We start from the raw sequence: 20,273 nt of genomic DNA, 5'->3' as shown, positions 1-20,273 counted from the left end.
AACTACTTAGTAAATTGATATATAATTTAAGTTATAACTTTTCCTTAACTTCATTACACTTTTTTATAAATATCTTAATATTTTCATTCTCTTCCATTACTTTTTCTTCTGTCATATCCCCTCTACCCATTCTATCACTTATAGTAAGTAAAGCTATCTCATCGATAGGTACTTCCTTTACCAAACTTTGCAAATCTCCAAAGGGTAAATCTTTCACCACAAAAAGGGCGCTCATATGCCATCTAACTAAAGCTCCAACTTTTTTTATTAAATCATCATCCTTTGTTAATACTTTTAAAAATTCTATTGCTAAATCCTTTCCCACTTTATCATGGTCATAAGATACTATTCTACCTTTCTTCATTCTAGTTGTAGGTTTTTTACCTAAATCATGTAGTAAAGCAGCCCACATAAAAGATTTTTCATGCTTACTTTCTTTTCTTACCTCCGCTGCTCTATCTATAACCAACATAGTATGATTCCAGACAGATCCTTCAGGATGATACTTGAGATTCTGCGGAACCTCTTTTAAATCATTTAGCATTTTAAAAGGGTATTCATTACTTAATTTTGTATCACTAAAAATTATTTCAAAGTAGATAGAAGGCTTTTTATCATTTAATAAATGCTCTGTGAAATCCAAAAAAGTGTTATCCATAAATTTAATTTCCTTTCTTATATTTATACAAGATAATTATTAATTAATAGCCCCTTTTTCTTTTAATTTTAGTAAACAAATAGTATAATGATTATTGTCATATTAAAACCATATCTTGATTTCAGTATTGTATAAGGAGCTAAAAAAATGTTAGGAATTTTAATCGCTTTAACTTTAGGCATTATAGTAGGTCTATTATTTAAATTTAATGAAAAACAAAAATCCATACTTTCTAAGTTTCAACTAATAGGAGTAACATTTTTACTATTTTCTATGGGTGCTTCAATAGGAATTAAAGATTCTATTTTACTCAATTTAAAAAATATCGGACTATCATCATTATTTTTCGCTTTATCTACATCTTTATTCAGCATCATTACAGTTTATTTTATTACAAAGCTTTTTTTCAAAGGAGATATCTAAGCATGACATATATTATAATTATATCAATTATTTCTGGTGCTATAACTGGTTATTTTTTCTTACCCGAAAGTATTGCTTTGCATTTAGACGCTATTTCTAGTATAAGTCTATATGTACTTATTTTTCTAGTAGGCATAGATGTGGCAAGTAATAAATCCTTAATTAAAGATTTAAAAAAACTAGGATTTAAGATTGTATTAATTCCAATGAGTATTATCTTTGGCAGCTTGATAGGAGGTTATTTTACTAGCCTTATCCTTAAATTACCTATAAATACTGGCCTAGCAATTGCCTCTGGTTTTGGTTGGTATAGTCTTTCTGGAGTATTACTTACTAACTTATGCAATGCAGAAGTAGGAACAATTGCTTTTTTAACAAATGTTTTCAGAGAATTAATAGCTGTGATTACTATACCTATTTTAGCCACAAAACTAAATTTTTTTACTGCTATAGCTCCAGCAGGAGCCACTTCTATGGATACAACCCTTCCTTTGATTTCTAATTCAACCAATTCAGAAATTGCAGTAATATCCTTTATTAATGGAGCAATTCTTAGTACATTAGTGCCAATACTTGTAACTTTCTTTTTCACAATTTAAAAAGAAGGCTGTCTCAGGTTTTTCTGATACATCCTTCTTTGTTTAACTACAAAACAAGTTAAAATCGATTATTTAATTCTGTATAATCTTGTTCAATAGCTACATTTTCATAAGCTGGTCTAATTATTCTTGTTTCACTAATAATTTGTTCAATCCTATGAGCGCACCATCCAGAAATTCTCGCAGTTGCAAAAAGAGGTGTATATAATTCTCTTGGAATATTCAACATTTCATAAACAAATCCAGAATATAAATCCACATTAGCGCATATATCTTTTCCGTCCCTTTGCTCTTTAAATATTTCTTTTGTTAATTCCTCGATATTTTTATATAAGTCAAATTCAGCAATCCTATTTTTTTCTTTTGCTAGTTCTAAAGCCTTTTCCTTTAGCAAAACAGCTCTTGGATCAGATAAAGTATATATTGCATGACCCATTCCGTATATAAGACCTTTTCCATCAAAAGCTTCTTTTCTCAAAATTTTATAAAGATAATCTTTTAATGCTTCTCTATTGTTCCAATTGCACACATTTTCACGAATATTAGTTATCATTTCATAAACTTTTAAATTTGCCCCTCCATGTTTAGGGCCCTTTAAGCACCCTACAGCCGCTGATATAGCTGAATATGTGTCTGTTCCACTAGAAGAAACCACATGAGTTGCAAAAGTAGAATTATTTCCGCCACCATGTTCACTGTGTAAAACTAAGGAAAGATCCAAAAGTTCAGCTTCTTTTTCCGTAAATTTATTATCCGGTCTAATCAAATATAAAATATTTTCAGCCGTATCTAAATTTTGTTGTGCCGCATGCAAATACAAACTTTTCTTGTCATAATAATGAGCTTTAGCTTGATATCCATATGCAACAAAAAGAGGAAATCTAGCAATTAATTTTAAACTTTGTTCCATCAATGCTTTTACACTTATATCATCTGGGTTTGGATCTATAGAATAGGAGGCTAGAATACTTCTTTGAAGTTTATTCATTATATCGTTACTAGGAAACTTTAAAATCATATCTTCTATGAATGCATCAGGGACTTGCCTAAAATTTGAAAGAATAATCTTGAATTCTTGCAATTCTTCTCTATTTGGTAATTTCCCAAATAATAATAGATAGCTAGTTTCTTCAAAACCATGTCTTTTGTCCTTTTGAAAACCGGTTACCACTTCTTTGACATTCATTCCTCTATAGTCTAAAATTCCTTCCATAGATACTTTTTTTCCATCCAGAACTTTATATCCATTAACACTACCAACTTTAGTGAGTCCTACTAAAACACCCGTGCCATTCTCATTTCTTAATCCTCTTTTAACCTTATATTTATCATATAAACTTGTTTCTATTTTATTATTTATCTCTATCTTTAGTGCAAGTTTATCAAATATGTCATATTTAAAATCTAAATCCATTTAATCCCCTCCTAAATTTACTAACATGCTACCCCTAGCATATTATATATTCTATCATAACACACAAAAGAATTAAATACTTATTTATATGATTGCATATAAATTCGTTATATCAACGCTTTTATTTATAAAAATACAATCTTTTTGTTCTAATTATGCATTTTCTACATTTGCATTACCAATTACTCATTATTGACGTTCTAATGTCATCTACCATTTAACTAGTATTCGGGAGATTATTTATTATCATTTCATTTGTTTTTATGTCATTTTATCAAGTATAAATGCAAGATAAAAATTGAATGTTTCAATTTTTATCTTGCATTTTAATATTTATACATTTATATTTTTTCTTTATCCACTCAATATATTTCATCTTCTTTTAGCTATATAAATTAGTTTAACCTTATGTTTGTAACTCATACCATTAATTATTTATATTTTGACGTAAAAAAAGACTAGTTTCCCAGTCTTTTTTTTTTTTAACTATATTGTATTTAAAACTATTTTAATTTCTTAATTTAAGTAAAAAGCTTTATTCTATAGCAGTACTGCCACAATTAATTTTAATAAAGAAATCTTATAGATACACAATAAGTTTTCAAAATTCAAAAGTTAAATTGAATTTGAATTTATGTACTTATCAGTCTTTTAAATTTGTAATGAAATCAGCTAATTTTTCTACAGCTAACTGCTCATCATCACCTTCAGCTTTTATAGTTATAATTGTGCCTTTGTTCATTCCTAAAGATAAAACGTTCAACATACTTTTACCATTAGCTGTTTTACCTTCTTTAATTAAAGTAATATTACTTTTAAATTTCATTGCCTCTGCAATAAAAAGAGATGCTGGTCTTGCGTGTAATCCTGTTTCATTAATTACTTGAACTTGTTTTTCGTACATTTTAAATCCTCCTTATAATTTTAATCGTAGCTTGTGATTTTTAAACATAATATATCCACCTTAATTATATATTATATTTATGTTTTTTTTCAACTGTTTATTTGTAATTATTAAAATTAATTTAAGCTTTTAATTCTACTCATTATATTTAATTATAATTTTTTCCAATTCTTCTATTGAATTAGCATTTCTCATTTCTTTAAAAGTCTCTGGTTTAGAAAATAATTTAACTACTTGCCTAATAGATTCAGTATGTGTTTCCTTTTCTGTAGCAGCAAAAACAATAATTATATCTACAGGATCATTTTTCTCACTTCCAAATTTTATAGGTTTTTCTAATGTTATCAAGCTAAAACAATTTTCTTTAACGCTTGTTCCTGGTCTACTATGTGGCATAGCAAGTCCTGGTGCTATAACATAATATGGTCCTATATCTTTTGTAAAATCTATTATATTGTCATAATAGCTTAAATTTATAGCATCAACTTCTACAAGCATATCTGTACATATTTTAACCGCTTCTTCCCAAGAAGATACATTAAGTTTACATCTTATAGTTTTTTTATTCAACAAAAATTCTTTTAAATTGCTCATTTCTTTCTCCTATTATAATATTAGTTTTAGATTTCATCTGCCATTTCTAAAACTTTTAATGCTGTAGCTTCATCTGTAACTAAGACATTAATAAATTTGCCTCTTATAGCACCCAAAATAGCTTCTGCTTTAAAAAATCCACCTGCAACACCAATTATTGTATCAATTTTATCTAGCTCATCTAAATCTAGACCAATAATCTTATTATTCATAACCTCATTAAGAATTCTACCATTTACATCATAAAAATGTGCGGATATAGTTCCTGCTATACCTTGATTTTTAAGTGTTTTTCTTTCTTTTTTAGTTAAGTATCCTTCCCACAAATTATTAAGTGTATACCCTTGCCATAGATTATTAGGAACATTTGGTTCAAAACACCCTATTCCTGTTAGAATAATATCAGATTTTCTAGCTAATTGCAAAGTTTCTTTAATAGTATTTTCATTCATTAATGAATTTCTTACATAATCATCTTCCACGTATAAAGGTGCATATAAAGTATGAAATTTACCATTATACTTATTGGCCAATGTTCTTATCAGTTCCGGTGCATCAATAACCGGATCTTCTGTACCAGCTGTTCCCATGATTTGAACTACTTCAATTTTATGTTTTTCTTCTGGTTTTAATGCCTTAACCGTATTATAAACAGCTTTACCCCATGATATTCCAAGAATCATATCATCTGAAATAACTTCATCTAAATAATTTGCAGCTAACTGTCCTACTCCTTCTACAATCTCCTGGTAAGTTCTATCTCCACCTTTTAAAACAATTGCTTTTTTTAATCCGAATTTTTCTTTAAGTGCTGTTTCAATATGCCTTACTCTATCTGTTGGATAATGTATTTTTATCTCAACAATACCTTTTTCTTTAGCAAGAGTTAATAACCTTGAAATCCTTGATCTTGAAGTAAAAGTTCTTTGCGCTATTTGGGACTGTGTTAAATCTTGTTCATAGTACATACTAGCTACCTCAGCTAGTAAAGAAAGCTTATCTTCTTTATCCATATTATCTCTCCATTTTCTAAAATTTATTAATATTAAGATATTTTGCACTTTTGTTGATTTATCTATTCATTTTGCACATATTCCTACTTATTAATATTATATATCATTCTTAACAAAAATAAAATATATATTTAAAAGAATATCTAGGTTATTCTTAACCTAGATATTCTTTATTAAATAACTCTAAAAATTCTTCTTTAGATTCATGTAAATCTATTTTCAACTGTAATCTATTCAAAAATGTTTCATAATCCCATTCCTTAGCTCGTGTGTAATAATTTCTCAATATATCATATATGTCTTTAGGAAAAGTCAAAAATCCATAAAGTACACTTAGTTCCATTTCATCTAAAGAATTTATAGAATCATAGTTTTTTATTATTTGTTTACAATCCTTAAAATCATAATAAGAATTCTTCTCAATTTTGTTTATAAAATTACATAAATCATGTACCTTTAAATCAATTACCGCATAATCAAAATCAATAAAATAAGCTTTGTCATCTTTTATCAATATATTATGATGGGCTAAATCATGATGACAAAGTACGATCTTGTCTTCTCTACTACATAATTTATAATAACAAGATTTTTCTAATATGCGAATGCTTTTATTTATTTGAGCAATTATTTCACTAAAAATACTTTTAAACATAATATCAAATTCATTATTTTTTCCCATATCTGCAATACCGTAAAATATTTTCATTTGATTTTCCATTATTCTATAATGATGAATCATATTTCCACAAATATTTCGCTTTGTATTATAAAATTTGAATCCTTCTGAGGCCAAATGAAGATTGGCAATTCCTTCAATATCCATTTCAACATCTATAGGATTACTAAACTGACTTTCCCTTCCATCAACCATATCCATTACACAATACAATTCACCTTTCCACTCTAAATATGGTTTTCCATCAATAGTAGAATCAATACTTATAACTCTACGAAATCCATTAGATTTTATATACTCTAACCCCTTTAAGATGAAATTATAGTTTTCCAATGAATAGTTTAATCTTTTAAAAACTTTATACCCTTTATCAGTTTCTAATATATATATTTTTCTAACTGGAATTATATCTAAAACTTTAAAATCATATTTTTTGAAAATATTAATATCTAAATCATACTTTATCAAGTCGGATTTGTTCTTAACTTTAACAAAGGGAAGCATTAATACACCTCTTTTATTTAGTATTATAAATCTTATTAATATATTTATTAGCTTTCTCTTGCGAAAATACTTCCTTATATCTTTTTGATATCCAAAAATATTTTAAGGCTGATTTTATATAATCATAAGGAAAATTAACCATATTATTTATATAATTTTCACTAAAATAATCCATATTTTGGTTTTTACAATATTTATTTATCATAATATCCCAATCAAATTTATATCCTTTCCTTTTTAATTTTGAAAGAAGATAAATCGCATCATTTTCATAAACATCTAAAGCTGATTTTTTTAAATCATATATTACAATGCCATTATCATTCCATATATTTGTGAAATAGACCTCTTTTAAACAAATCTCATTTCTATCCATGCTTCTTTTTATCATTTGTTTATAACCTTTATGTTCTACTATGTTCAACATTTTATCAGCTTTAGAAATGTTTTCTTCACTATTGGAAAGTAAAAATTCTTCGAATTTATTTTCCAAATCTCTATTCTTTAATCTTAAAATATCTCTTTTTACTATTTTTACTTTATTACTAAAATCTTGTACTAATGTTCCTCTATCATCAATCATTCTATTCCAAATTTTAGGTTTATACCCCTGACACTTATAATGAAATTCAGTAATTAAGAAAAGTTGTTGAATCAAATCATCACTAAATACTATAGTTTTATTCTTTTCCTTTATTTCAAATTTAACATTTTTTTCACTTAAAAAAATTGCCAGAGATTCTGTATAGTTTTTCATGAGTTCACCTCTATTTCAATTCTTTACTGTATTTTTTAGTTAAATATCTTTTTTCTTTTTCTAATTTCTTGAGTTTCTTCTTTTTTTTATTTATTTTTTTTATTCTTTTAATATAATCCTTTAGTTCCTCTACTGATTTATCATACTCATCTAAATCTAAATCTTTTTTAACATCATTAATTTTTTTATCATTTTTTTCTTCCCCCATAAATACACCTCCTAAATAATTTCATTCAACCTTATATTTCTTAATTCCTCAATAAAATAATTTTTTTCTTTTCTATCTTCAATGTATTTATTAAGTTTTTTTATAAAAAAGTCTTCTCCCCAACCTTTTTTTTCCCAATAATATTGTATTCCTCTTTGCCAATAATCCTGTGGAAACTCTATAAATGCAGCCATTATAGCTAATTCTTTTTCCTGGATTTCATAGACAGAATTATATTCCTTGATTATATTTTTACAATTATTTATTTCCCAATTACTCTCTTTCATTTTTCTTATAATAAGAGAAGATAAATCATGAAGATGAGAGTCCAATATACAATAATCAAAATCTATAATATAAATATTTTCATCCTCACCAATAAGAACATTGTGATATGCAAAATCATGATGACAAAAGCCATTATACTTAATTTCTTCTTTCATTATCTTTAAATAAGAGCTATTTTTTAATTGTTTTATAGAATTTTCAGCTTGTAATAATTCCTCTTCCATAATTGACAAATATAATTTATCAAACCTATTTATATTTTCTTTGCTATATATACGTTTCTTAAAATCCAAAATTTCCTGTTCTCTAATTTCAAAGGTTTCTATCCATTTAAACCATCCTACTCTAGGTTCCATTTCCTTTGTTTGTAAAAACCCCCTACTTTTCAAATGAAGTTCTGCTAATTTTCTGCTTACCAGTTTTAATTCATCCTCTTTTCTATAATCGCTTTTATGAGAACTTATCCATGGACACAAATAGCAATAACACTGATTTACATTTATATAATATTTATCTTCCTTAGTTTTTAAAATTGGTGGAATATATTGAAAATTATTTGTCTGAAGATGCTTTATGGCTTCTAGTATAAATTTGAAGTGATTATAATTGTATTTAATTTTTTTTAAGCAGTATTCTCCATTAAAAGTAATTATTTTATAAATATTCTTAAATTCCTCAATGGATACTATACTCAAATCATATTTTTCTTGTATGAGTTTTTTTAGTTCCTCAGCATCCAATTTTTAAGCCTCCAATAAATTAGTACATTTTATTATATGAAGAATAAATTTACTATGTGATTATCATTAATGTATTCACCAAATCACAGTTTCATTAATATTTTATATTATAGGGTTTTTCAAGGAGAGGATTAAATGAAAATAGCATTAGATGCACGAGGTATTAATTGGTATTCCGGTACAGGCATAGGTACTTATACTGAAAATTTAGTTTTAAACCTTATTAATTCAAATGAAAACCAATATAAATTATATTGGTCAAAAGATAAATTAAATAATTATATAAAAAATAATGTTGACTTGGTTCTTACATCTAGTAAGTCACAAAAATTTTTCAACGAAAGCTTTATTCCCACTGATATAAACCGTTCCAATATAGATTTATATCATGTTCCTCAAAACGGTATTGGATTATCCGAAAAAATTTCATGCAAAAAAATAATTACTATACATGATTTAATTCCTTATATAATGCCGGAAACTGTTGGAAAGGGATATATAAAAAAGTTTTTTCAAGAAATGCCTCAACTTATGGATTTGACAAATAGTATACTAACGGTTTCGGAATGTTCTAAAAAAGACATAATAAAGTTTTTTAATATAGATTCAAATAAAATTTTTGTAACTCCTTTAGCTTCAGATAAAAAATATAAACCGCTAAACAAAACTTTATGCAAAGATTATGTAAGTACAAAATATAAAATTTCAAAACCATTCCTACTCTATCTTGGGGGCTTTAGTGAAAGAAAAAATGTCCGCCAACTTATTTTGGCTTTTTTAAATATTTATAAATCTTTCAACGATGAGTATTGCTTGGTAATAGGAGGGGAAAGAAGAGATATAGGTAAACAACTATATGAAGAATTTAAACATAATGATAATGTTATTTTTACGGGTTATATCCACTCTGAGGATTTACCTTATTTGTATAATGCCGCTACTACTTTCATTTACCCTTCATTATACGAGGGCTTTGGATTACCACCGCTAGAATCTATGTCCTGCGGGACTGCTGTCATAAGCTCAAATCTATCATCAATTCCTGAAGTGGTTGGTAATGCTGGAATACTTATTGACCCTTATAGTATTTCTCAATTAGAAAGTTCCATGGTTACAATGATAAACAATCCTGATATTAGGGCAAATTATATTACTGAAGGTTTAAAAAGAGCCGAATTATTCAATTGGAAAACTACTAGTAACCTTACAGAAATTGCTTACAAAACAACTATTGATCTTTTATAGAAAACCTTATAACAACTGATAGTAAAAAAAAGGCTTCCGATTCCTCGGAAGCTTTTTTTATATCATCTCATGTGTTCCATCACCAATTCCACTAAAATAGAAATCTGGTGCATAACCAATTAATTCAGTGTAATTTTTCTTAACTATATCAGTAAATTCTTCTACTTTTGAAGTTAAAACTAAAGCAATTGCACAACCACCAAATCCTGCTCCAGTCATTCTTGAACCAATACATCCTTCTACTTTCAAAGATTCTGCAACTATTGTATCAAGTTCTTTTCCTGTAACCTCATATAAATCTCTCAAAGAATTATGGGATTGAGTTAATAATTCACCAAAAGCTTCAACTTTGCCTTTATTTAAGTACTCAAAGGATTCCTTTACTCTATCGTTTTCGAAAACAGCATGTTTTGCTCTTTTTCTAACTGTTTCATTTTCAATAAAATGTTGTAATTCCACAAAATCTTCAGTTGACAAATCGCAAAGGTTTTCTATGTTTTTATATTTCTTCAAAATACTTAAAGCTTCTTCACATTCCGCTCTTCTTTCATTGTATTTTGATTCATTTAAAGCTCTTCTTTTATTTGAATTCATTATTACAAGAGTATATTCTTTTAAGTTAACATCTGCATATTTATATTGTAATGTGTTACAATCTAAAAGAATTCCTTTTTTCTCTTTACCCATTCCAATTGCAAATTGGTCCATTATCCCACAATTGACGCCCACAAAATTATTTTCACAATTTTGACCAATTTTAACCAACTCAACTCTATCTATTTCTCCGTTATTGAATATTTCATTTACAATAACAGCAACTAATAATTCTAAAGATGCTGATGAAGATAATCCTGCTCCATTTGGGATATTACCACTAACTAAAATATCTAGTCCACCAACATTGTAGCCTTTATCCTTCATTATTTTAACAATACCTTTTGCGTAATTTCCCCAGTCATCCTCCTCTAAATACTCTATGTTATCAATATTTGATGTTACTTTTAAATCAAAATTAGTTGAGGCCAAATTCAAAATATTATCTTGTCTTTCTCTAACAATTGCATATGTGCCATATTCTAAAGCACATGGGAAAACGTATCCTCCATTGTAATCAATATGCTCTCCAATTAAATTAACTCTTCCTGGAGAGAAAAATTTTCTATATTCCCCCTCTCCATAAATTTCAATAAACTCATCTATTAAGTTCTTTAATTCCACTTTAATTACCTCCACTTTTCTAAATAATTTTTATATTTCTTTGCAACTATCTCTAATAATAAGCTCAGTGTCTAAATTAATTTTTCTTTTTCCTTTAAACTGCGTTTCTATAATATGAATTAAATTTGTTGCTGCCTTTTGTCCTATATCCTTTATTTTCAAATCAATTGTAGTAAGTTTAGGACTGGTTATTTTAGATAAAATCGTATTATCACAACTTATTATTGAAATATCATCTGGTATTTTCAACCCCAAATTATTACAAGCATTAATTGCTCCTAAGGCCATTAATTCGTTACAAGCAAAGAAAGCTGTAGGTTTTATTTCATTTTCAAAAATTTTAGTAACCTCTTCTTCAACAATTTCCACTACTTTTATACTATTTCCATCACTTACAGATAGTATATTACTATATTCTATATTATTGTCTTCAATAATTTTATCATAAACCTTTTGCTTTATATCATAAGAATAACTTCTAGCACCCCTAATAAAAACAATATTTTTATGATTTAACTTTAATAAATATTCTAAAGCTTCTTTAGTACCGACTCTTTCATCATAGGATATAAAATTACTTTCTGCGCCTTCACCAGAACCATTGATAATTATAGTAGGAACTTCCTGGCTTATTGAATCTAATGTTTTATTTTTTAAATTTTCATAAGTAGGGTCAATAATCAGCATTCCATCTATTTGCCTGGAAATCAAATTTTCCATTAACATTTTTTCTTCTTCTGGATCTCCAAAAGTATTGCACAAAGAAATTGAATAACCAGAATTTCTAACTTCATTTTCAAATGCTTCTACAATAGTTGGAAAGAATAAATTTGTTATCCCCGGAACTACCACTCCTATCATAGAAGTTTTTTTGGTTATAAGACTTCTAGCCATTGCATTTGGTTTGTAATTCAACTCTTCTATAACTTTTTCCACTATAATTCTAGTTTCCTTTTTAACAGGATAATTATTATTTAAAACTCTTGAAACTGTGGTTATAGAAACTCCTGCTTTTTTTGCTACATCATTAATGGTAACCGCCATTTTTTCAACCTACTCACTTGTTATTTTTTGTATCCTTCTGGATGATTCATATGCCAAGCCCATGCTGTTTCAATAATAGTTTCTAAAGAATTATATCTAGGCTCCCATCCAAGTTCTTCTTTTGCTTTATCGGAAGATGCTATTAATGTAGCTGGATCTCCTGCTCTTCTACCTGAAATTTCAGCTTTAATTTCTCTGCCTGTCACTTTTTTTGTTACTTCAATAACTTCTTTAACAGAGAAACCTGTTCCATTCCCAAGATTATAAGTCTTGCTTTCACTTCCTGAAATAAGTTTCTTTAATGCTAATAAATGTGCAGATGCTAAATCTGTAACATGTATATAATCTCTTACGCATGAACCATCTTCAGTATTATAATCATCTCCGTAAATCATGATTTTTTCTCTTTTACCAAGAGCTACTTGAAGAATTATAGGTATCAAATGTGATTCTGGTCTATGATCTTCTCCTATTTTTCCGCTTACATGAGCACCAGCTGCATTAAAATATCTTAGTACTGCATACTTTATATCGTAGGCAGCATCACACCATTTAAGTACTTTTTCAACTGTTAGCTTTGATTCTCCATATGGATTTGTTGGAAAAGTTCTATCCCCTTCTAAAATCGGAATATTTTCCGGTTCACCATAAGTAGCTGCTGTTGAAGAAAATACAATTTTTTTAACTCCATGTTTATTCATGGCTTTTAACAAACTCAAAGTAGACCCTACGTTATTCTCGAAATATTTTATAGGATTCTCTACACTTTCACCTACTAATGAATCTGCAGCAAAATCAATTACTGCTTCTATATTATTTTCTGTGAAAACTTTATCTAAAATTTTTTCATCCCTTAAATCTCCAACATAAAGTTTACCACCTAATATTGCATCCTCATGTCCTTTTTGAAGATTATCTAGAATAACAACTTCTTCCTTATTCTCTAATAATTCAGCCACCATGTGACTTCCAATATAACCTGCACCACCACAAACTAATATTGCCATTATTAACCCTCCTCATTTATATAGATAAGCTAATTCGATTATAACTTATACATGCCCAAAACTCTCGAAATCATGTGGATTTTGTACAAATACAAATTAAATTCACATAAGCTTTACCCATAGAAAACCTTTTCTATTTATATAGTATCAAATTATATAAATAAAATCAATATCTATCTTGCTTTAATTATCAAAAATATTTTTTAAGAATTTATAATTATAGTACATTTTCAAAAACAAAAACTACAAAAAAGTTTTTCAACTATACTTGTAGCTTTTATTTTTCAATTATTGTATTTGAAATTGACTTGGATTTTATAAAGCTTTCTTATAAATACTAACCATATCTTCTTTTGTAGGGTTTTTAGGATTTCCTGGCGTACAAGCATCAATCATTGCTAAATCAGCCATATGACTTAATTTTTCTTCATTTACTCCTAATTCAGCTAATCCTGATGGTATTCCTACATCTTCAGATAATTTTTTAATTGCACTTATAGCTATTTTATTAGCTTCTTCAATTGATAATCCTTCTACATTTTCACCCATTGCAATTGCTATGTTTTTTAATTTATCACCAATTGTAGCAGCATTATATTCTACTATATAAGGAAGTAATATTGCATTACATACTCCATGAGGCAAATCATAAGTGCCCCCTAGTTGATGAGCCATTGAATGAACAATTCCTAATCCACAGTTACTAAAAGCCATCCCTGTCATGTACTGTCCATATGCCATCTTGCTTCTAGCTTCTAAATTTTCACCATTATTTACTGCTTCTCTTAAGCTAGATGAAATTATTTTAATAGCTTCCAAATTTAAAGTATCTGTTAAAATTGAAGCACCTTTAGTAGTATATCCTTCAATAGCATGTGTTAGTGCATCCATACCTGTTGCAGCAGTTAAAGCCTTAGGCATTTTAATCATAAGCTCTGGATCATTTACTGCTATAGTTGCCAAACTATTACTATCTACTATAACCATTTTTACTTTTCTTTGTTCATCAGTTATGACATAATTAATTGTAGCTTCACTAGCTGTTCCAGCAGTTGTATTTACAGCAATTATTGGCAACCCCTTATTAGCTGTTTTATTAACGCCTTCATACTCTTTTATATCACCTGGATTAGTTGCTAAAATTGATATAGCTTTTGCACAATCTTGAGGCGACCCTCCCCCAATTGAAAGTAAAAAATCACAAGAGTTAGCTTTTAGTAATTCAAAGCCTTCATTTACATTTGCAATTGTTGGATTTGGTTTTACATTTGAATAAACAGTGTAATCAATTTCATTTTGAACTAAACTTTCTAAAGCTTTATCAACTACACCTATCTCTAATAATACCTTATCAGTAACTACAAGCGCCTTTTTTAAACCCATTTTTTTTATTTCAGCACCAATTTCTTTTACACATCCTGGTCCTAATAAAGCTAATGCGGGCAAATACATTCTTCTTGATTCTAGCATAACATCCTCCTAATTTTAAATTGTTTATTTTTTAACTATCTATATATATGTTCAGCAATAATCATGCCAATAGTGGATATATGCATTAAGGCTGTTTTACCAGGTAAATATCTAACAAAAAAAATCCAACTGTTTAATTTTTAAACAGTTAATTATTATACAGTGTTTAATTTTTAAACACTGTATAATAATTAAACTATATTTATATTATATTTTTTTACCTTAGAATATAAAGTTGCTCTAGTTATTCCTAAAATTTTAGCAGCTTTTGTATAGTTATAATGGCAATTAATTAAAGTATTTATTATAGCTTTCTCTTCCCATTCACCCAGTGTCATATTTTTATCAAACTGAAAATCACCTGTCTGATTATTAATCTTTTTAATATTTTCTCTATTATTATTTAATTCAAGGTCAAATGACATTTGTCCATCAAAATTAACTATGTTTTCTATACAATTTTCTAACTCTCTTATATTACCAGGCCACGTATAAGAAATAAGCTTTGAATACATTTCGTTACTTAGTTCTGGCATATCTTTCCCTAATTTTATTGCTTTAGATTTCAGAAAATACTCTATTAATAACTCTATATCACCGTTTCTTTCTCTTAATGGAGCAATGTAAATAGGTATAACATTTAATCTATAATATAAATCCTCTCTAAATCTTCCTTTTTCAACTTCCTCTTTTAGATTTTTGTTTGTAGCAGCAATTATTTTTACATCCAAGTCTATATTTTTTTTATCTCCAATTCTAGTTATTTTACCTTCCTGCAGAAATCTTAATAGATGAACTTGCATATGGATTGGCATTTCTCCAATTTCATCTAAAAATAAGGTTCCTTTATCAGCTAAAGCTAATTTTCCTGAATATCCACCTTTTTGTGCTCCAGTAAATGCTCCCTCAACAAATCCAAAAAGTTCACTTTCAATTAAACTATTTGGAATTGCACCACAGTTCAGAGCAACAAAGCTTCTATGTTTTCTATTGCTTTCATTATGAATAGCTTGTGCTAATAACTCTTTTCCTGTACCACTTTCCCCTTGAATCAAGATAGTAGATGGACTACTAGACACCTTTTTAGCATATTCCTTTACCTTAATCATTTGAGTACTATTACCAATTATCATATTAAAATTATATTTAGCATCCATGCCCACATACTGCTTTACAAATTTAAGAACTTTCTTTATATCCTTTAATAGAATTACATTACCTGAAATATTATTTTCATCATCATATATCTGATAGGTAGTTGCTAGAAATTTTTTAATCTTCCCTTTTGAGTTTGTACATATTTCTGTATCAGAAATGGTCTTTTGTTTAAATAAAGAATCTTTTAATATATCTCCCTGCTCAAATAACTGAAAAATATCCCTTCCTATTGCATCTTCTATATATATTTCTATCATTTTACAGGCTTCATAATTTATATGCTTAATACCCCCATTGAAATCAACTGTTATGACACCCATATCCAAGGAGTTAATAATAGTATTTGTATATTTATAAGCTTCTATTATTTCTTTTTGCTGTTTATTAACTTTTATATCATTTTCTATTGATCTTACAGCTGCCACTACTAATGCAAGAGTATGTTTATGCACTCTGTAAGACCAACCTGTAAGATTGATACAAGCAATAATTTCATCTTTCTCATTATGAATAACTCCGCAAGAACAAGTAAATTGATGAAATATTTCTAAATAATGTGCAGTTCCAAGTAATTGTACTGGTTTATCTATTTCTAATGCCAAAGATATGGCATTGGTGCCTACTTTTTTTTCACTCATATCCGTTCCTATAATCATATTCATTTCAGTAGATTTATCTATTATATCTTGATCTCCAATAATACTTAAAATAATTCCATTTTTATCAAAGAGTTCTATAAAAAATCCAGTACCTTTTACATAATTATATAGATCTTCTATAAAGGGTTTACATATTTTTAATAGTTCTTTATTACTTTCTAAAATTCTTTCTAATTTTTTCTCACTGATTATTGTTGAAATGTTATTGCTTTTTTTATTTACTCCATATCTTTTCGATCTAATATGGGATTCTTTTACTTCAACATTACTAATATCATATGTTTTAAAGAATGTATTCTCACTCATAATAATCTTAATCCTCACCTACCATTTTATTTAATCAACCTTTTTAAATTAATTTCCTATTCTCACACCTGATACATATAGACTCAAAAATGTTTCTGTCTCAAAGCATTCTCCCATATCTTTTGCCCTAGAATAATTAATTATCTCTTCAAAATCAATTTCAAATAAATTTTGCAATTTAGCATGTCTCCACTTAGTCACTTTGTTTTATTATACCCTATACCATTATAATTTTCAGCATTTCACTTTGCATATTTAATACTATCGCCTGTTGACATTAGCCTACTATTATATAACAATACTTCTAAGTTAATTAAATCACAAAATCTCACAGTAAATATTTTCACATCTATATATAACCGAACATTGTAAAATTAATTCTACTATTTAAAAGTAATCCTTGCAAAAACTAAAAAGTACCGGCATAAGCCGGTACCATTAAAACGGTGGATATTCTACATTATTATATTTACTCTCAAAAAAGGCTATGTGGATTCTCTTACCCTTTAGACAATTTATCATTTCCTTTTTCATTAAATACTTTTTTCCATTCTCTATCTGCATAAGGTTTCCACTCATTAGCTATATTATCTAATTTTTTATTAAAATCTTTATCCTTAAGCATCTTAACTCCGCCTTTATTTGTAGGCTTTGCTCCCACTTTTTCACAAATTTCTTTAACTACCTGTGGATTATCAATCATCATACAGGGTCTTAACATATTTTTATCATATGGTTGTCTATGCCTAATTTCTTTAAAGAAAGGATCTCTAAATGCTTCTATTAAAGGAACTCCTTTAATATTTTTATTAGAAAAATGTGCAAAAACACAAGGTTCTACATCTTCATTTACATTTATATGACAATAATACTTTCCTGCAATACATCCCCCTACATAAGGGGCATCATTAAAGAAATCAATTGTGAAATAAGGTTTAGTTTCCCTGATTTCTTTGGTTCTTTTTCCCAAATAAGCTCTTTGCTCTGCTGTTAACATCATACTAAAATCTGAAGTTTCCCCGCCTACAGGCATAAAAAGGAAATACCAATTCATTTTAGACCCTTTGTTAATAAGTTTTTCAACAAACTCATCCGATAAAACAGAATTAATATTTGTACTAGTAACCGCAGTAGAAACCCCAAATAAAATCCCCTTCTCATTCAATATATCCATTGCTCTCATAACTTTTTTATAAACACCTTTTCCTCTTCGCTCATCAGTATCTTTTTCGCTGCCTTCCACAGATAACATAGGAAATACATTTCCACACTTTTGTAATCTATCAGCTGTTATTTCATCTATTAAAGTTCCATTTGTAAATGGCGAAAACATTACATCATTATATTTTTCATAAATACCTAATAACTCTTTATAAAAAAATGGTTCTCCACCCAAAATAATTATATAGTATATGCCTAGTTCTCTAGCTTCTTTTACTATTCTATCAACTTCTTCAATATTAATTTTAGAATGATTAAGCATATTCTCTGCATAACATCCATTGCATCTCAAATTACATTCCATAGTAGGACTTAGCAATATAGTAAAAGGAATTTTTGTATCCTCATTTTCTAAATATTTAGCACGCTCAATAGCCCCAAACCAATTTGCATTAGTTAAAAAATTTATAAAAAATTTTTCTAAACACTTTTTATCAGTATTTTTCAATATATTCTGAACTAATTTATTTGTAGCTTCATCTGTTTTATAGTAATTATATGCTGTATCTATATTATCCAATTGTGTTTTGTCTTTAGTAACCTTTTTAATTAATTCAAATAATTTATCCACATTTTCCTCTGGTTTTTTATGAATAATATCCACAGCTTTCTTTAGAAATGTTTGTTTAATGCTTTTTTCAATATTACTTTTAACTCCCATATTCCTTCCTCCTTTTGTATTCATTTATAGATATGAATATAAAAAGAAAAATATGATTCAACATTTAATAAGTTATTATTGTACTTTATTGGATAATAATGCTATAATGTATAAGTATATATTTGATTTAATTTTAACCTGCATTAACTATATTTATTTTAGGTGGTAGAATATAATGTCTTATAGAAATTTATCCCAATCAAATAGTAAAAAAGGCTCTGATAAAAAACCTTCTCCTCTTAACTACGAGCGAGTATTAAGAAAAAAATATGAACTATCTTTAAGAGAAACCGAAGAAAAGAATAAAAAACTTTTAGACCTACTACCTGATTCCGTGTTTATTCATAAATATGGTGTTATTACTTTTATGAATAGCTGTGGTTTAAGCTTACTTAAAGCAACTTCTTTTAAACAAATACTTGGTAAAAATATTAAAGACTTTTTAACTCCCGACTACCACAGTTTGACTGATGAAAGAATAGCAACAATGTACTCGCAAAAAAAGTCCGCACCTCCTATTCAAAGAAAAATTATAGCTTTAGATAAAACACTCATAGATGTTGAAGTAACTTCCAATGTATTAAACCTTTGTCATAACAGTATTATTACAGTGGTAAGAGATTTAAGTGAAAGAAAAAATTCAATTCAAAAATATAAATTACTAGAAGAAAAACTTCATTATGACAATTTAAAAACTGAATTTTTCACAAACATATCTCACGAGTTTAAGACTCCCTTAAATGTTATTCTTTCTGCAGTACAAATGCAGGATTTACTCTTAGCGCAAGATAAAAATATTAATCAAAATATTTTAAAATACTCTAAAATGATAAAACAGAATTCTTATAGATTAATCCGACTTGTGAATAATATAATAGATACCAGCAAAATTGATTCTGGTTATCTTTCTTTACATAAAATCAATTGTGATATTGTTAAATTAATTGAAGATATCACTTTATCTGTTGTAGATTATGTGGAACAGAAAAACTTAAATCTAGTTTTTGATACCAATATTGAAGAAAAAACCATTTCTTGTGATCCAGACAAAATAGAAAGAGTAATGCTTAATTTATTATCCAATGCAGTTAAATTCACTGATGCAAATGGAAGTATTTTTGTAACAATTATGGATTCTAACGATGATCTTACTATTTCTATTAAAGATACTGGGATCGGTATATCCAAAGAATTACAAAACACTATTTTCAAAAGATTTATTCAAGTTGATGAATCATTATATAGAAATACTCAGGGCTCTGGAATTGGATTATCCCTAGTAGAATCCCTAATACATCTTCATGGAGGTTCAGTAAGCTTAGAAAGTAAAGAAGGTTATGGGTGCAACTTTTTTATAACTTTTCCTCAAGATAGCATTAAAGCAACAGAAAATATTTGTGAAGAAAAAACTGAGCAAAATGCTTCAAATTCAAAAATAGAAACTATTCATATAGAATTTTCTGATATTTATTAATAATGGAACAAAAAAAGTGGTAGAGTATA

20 protein-coding genes are annotated in these 20,273 nt (G+C 27.7%); 4 read left to right on the top strand and 16 right to left on the bottom strand.

From position 1 onward, the window contains the following. Positions 1-31: 31 nt before the first annotated feature. Positions 32-685 (bottom strand): HDIG domain-containing metalloprotein, encoded by a 654-nt coding sequence (locus BUB83_RS17455; RefSeq protein ID WP_084133653.1) that lies wholly within the window; start codon positions 683-685, stop codon positions 32-34. Between the two features lie 120 nt (positions 686-805). Between BUB83_RS17455 and BUB83_RS17450 the strand changes: the two genes are divergently transcribed. Both BUB83_RS17450 and BUB83_RS17445 read left to right on the top strand, forming a co-directional pair. After that, on the top strand, positions 806-1,081 hold the full coding sequence (locus tag BUB83_RS17450) for a LysO family transporter (protein ID WP_073340163.1): 276 nt from the start codon (positions 806-808) through the stop codon (positions 1,079-1,081). Between the two features lie 2 nt (positions 1,082-1,083). Then, entirely contained in the window at positions 1,084-1,680 is a 597-nt protein-coding gene (locus tag BUB83_RS17445) for a LysO family transporter (RefSeq protein ID WP_073340161.1), read from the top strand. Positions 1,681-1,738: 58 nt separating this feature from the next. On the opposite strand, the gene BUB83_RS17440 is transcribed toward BUB83_RS17445, so the two are convergent. The 8 genes from BUB83_RS17440 to BUB83_RS17405 all read right to left on the bottom strand — a co-directional run bounded on the left by BUB83_RS17440 (position 1,739) and on the right by BUB83_RS17405 (position 8,781). Next, positions 1,739-3,094: a citrate/2-methylcitrate synthase gene (locus BUB83_RS17440; RefSeq protein WP_073340159.1), complete on the bottom strand. Its 1,356-nt coding sequence runs from the start codon at positions 3,092-3,094 to the stop codon at positions 1,739-1,741. Between the two features lie 643 nt (positions 3,095-3,737). Beyond that, a complete protein-coding gene (locus BUB83_RS17435) occupies positions 3,738-3,998 on the bottom strand; it encodes an HPr family phosphocarrier protein (protein WP_073340156.1) in 261 nt (86 codons plus the stop codon). A gap of 135 nt (positions 3,999-4,133) precedes the next feature. Next, on the bottom strand, positions 4,134-4,592 hold the full coding sequence (locus BUB83_RS17430; RefSeq protein WP_073340153.1) for a PTS sugar transporter subunit IIA: 459 nt from the start codon (positions 4,590-4,592) through the stop codon (positions 4,134-4,136). 26 nt (positions 4,593-4,618) lie between these two features. Further along, positions 4,619-5,605, bottom strand: coding sequence for a sugar-binding transcriptional regulator (locus tag BUB83_RS17425; protein ID WP_073340152.1), 987 nt, complete (start codon positions 5,603-5,605; stop codon positions 4,619-4,621). Positions 5,606-5,759: 154 nt separating this feature from the next. After that, positions 5,760-6,788 (bottom strand): CotS family spore coat protein, encoded by a 1,029-nt coding sequence (locus BUB83_RS17420; RefSeq protein WP_073340149.1) that lies wholly within the window; start codon positions 6,786-6,788, stop codon positions 5,760-5,762. A 13-nt stretch (positions 6,789-6,801) separates the two neighbouring features. Beyond that, positions 6,802-7,545 carry a hypothetical protein gene (locus BUB83_RS17415; protein WP_073340147.1) on the bottom strand — a complete coding sequence of 248 codons (744 nt, stop codon included), beginning with the start codon at positions 7,543-7,545 and terminating at the stop codon, positions 6,802-6,804. A gap of 10 nt (positions 7,546-7,555) precedes the next feature. After that, positions 7,556-7,753 carry a hypothetical protein gene (locus BUB83_RS17410; protein WP_073340144.1) on the bottom strand — a complete coding sequence of 66 codons (198 nt, stop codon included), beginning with the start codon at positions 7,751-7,753 and terminating at the stop codon, positions 7,556-7,558. A gap of 11 nt (positions 7,754-7,764) precedes the next feature. Beyond that, the gene (locus BUB83_RS17405; RefSeq protein WP_073340140.1) at positions 7,765-8,781 is read right to left on the bottom strand and encodes a CotS family spore coat protein; all 1,017 of its coding nucleotides are present in this window, start codon (positions 8,779-8,781) and stop codon (positions 7,765-7,767) included. Between the two features lie 135 nt (positions 8,782-8,916). On the opposite strand from BUB83_RS17405, the gene BUB83_RS17400 reads away from it, so the two are divergent. Continuing rightward, positions 8,917-10,026, top strand: a complete 1,110-nt coding sequence (locus tag BUB83_RS17400; protein WP_073340137.1) for a glycosyltransferase family 4 protein — start codon at positions 8,917-8,919, stop codon at positions 10,024-10,026. 57 nt (positions 10,027-10,083) lie between these two features. Here the strand turns inward: BUB83_RS17400 and BUB83_RS17395 are convergent, their stop codons facing one another. The 7 genes from BUB83_RS17395 to BUB83_RS17370 all read right to left on the bottom strand — a co-directional run bounded on the left by BUB83_RS17395 (position 10,084) and on the right by BUB83_RS17370 (position 18,770). Then, positions 10,084-11,244, bottom strand: coding sequence for a galactokinase (locus BUB83_RS17395; RefSeq protein WP_084133652.1), 1,161 nt, complete (start codon positions 11,242-11,244; stop codon positions 10,084-10,086). 30 nt (positions 11,245-11,274) lie between these two features. Beyond that, a complete protein-coding gene (locus BUB83_RS17390; RefSeq protein WP_073340132.1) occupies positions 11,275-12,288 on the bottom strand; it encodes a LacI family DNA-binding transcriptional regulator in 1,014 nt (337 codons plus the stop codon). Between the two features lie 20 nt (positions 12,289-12,308). Continuing rightward, complete coding sequence (galE, locus tag BUB83_RS17385) at positions 12,309-13,295, bottom strand: UDP-glucose 4-epimerase GalE (RefSeq protein ID WP_073340129.1); 987 nt, start codon at positions 13,293-13,295, stop codon at positions 12,309-12,311. Positions 13,296-13,610: 315 nt separating this feature from the next. Further along, on the bottom strand, positions 13,611-14,765 hold the full coding sequence (locus BUB83_RS17380; protein WP_073340127.1) for an iron-containing alcohol dehydrogenase: 1,155 nt from the start codon (positions 14,763-14,765) through the stop codon (positions 13,611-13,613). 191 nt (positions 14,766-14,956) lie between these two features. Beyond that, a complete protein-coding gene (locus BUB83_RS17375) occupies positions 14,957-16,888 on the bottom strand; it encodes a sigma-54 interaction domain-containing protein (protein ID WP_073340124.1) in 1,932 nt (643 codons plus the stop codon). Positions 16,889-16,936: 48 nt separating this feature from the next. After that, positions 16,937-17,065: a hypothetical protein gene (locus BUB83_RS22795; RefSeq protein ID WP_278336945.1), complete on the bottom strand. Its 129-nt coding sequence runs from the start codon at positions 17,063-17,065 to the stop codon at positions 16,937-16,939. 322 nt (positions 17,066-17,387) lie between these two features. Beyond that, positions 17,388-18,770, bottom strand: coding sequence for a radical SAM/SPASM domain-containing protein (locus BUB83_RS17370; protein WP_073340122.1), 1,383 nt, complete (start codon positions 18,768-18,770; stop codon positions 17,388-17,390). Positions 18,771-18,945: 175 nt separating this feature from the next. On the opposite strand from BUB83_RS17370, the gene BUB83_RS17365 reads away from it, so the two are divergent. Continuing rightward, complete coding sequence (locus tag BUB83_RS17365) at positions 18,946-20,244, top strand: PAS domain-containing sensor histidine kinase (RefSeq protein WP_073340119.1); 1,299 nt, start codon at positions 18,946-18,948, stop codon at positions 20,242-20,244. The last annotated feature ends 29 nt before the right edge of the window (positions 20,245-20,273 follow it).

The organism is Clostridium grantii DSM 8605, from assembly GCF_900129965.1.
GTDB classification, from domain to species: Bacteria; Bacillota; Clostridia; order Clostridiales; family Clostridiaceae; genus Clostridium_AF; species Clostridium_AF grantii.
The sequence above is the reverse complement of the archived record's forward strand: the minus strand, read 5'-3'. Positions and strand labels throughout refer to the sequence as shown.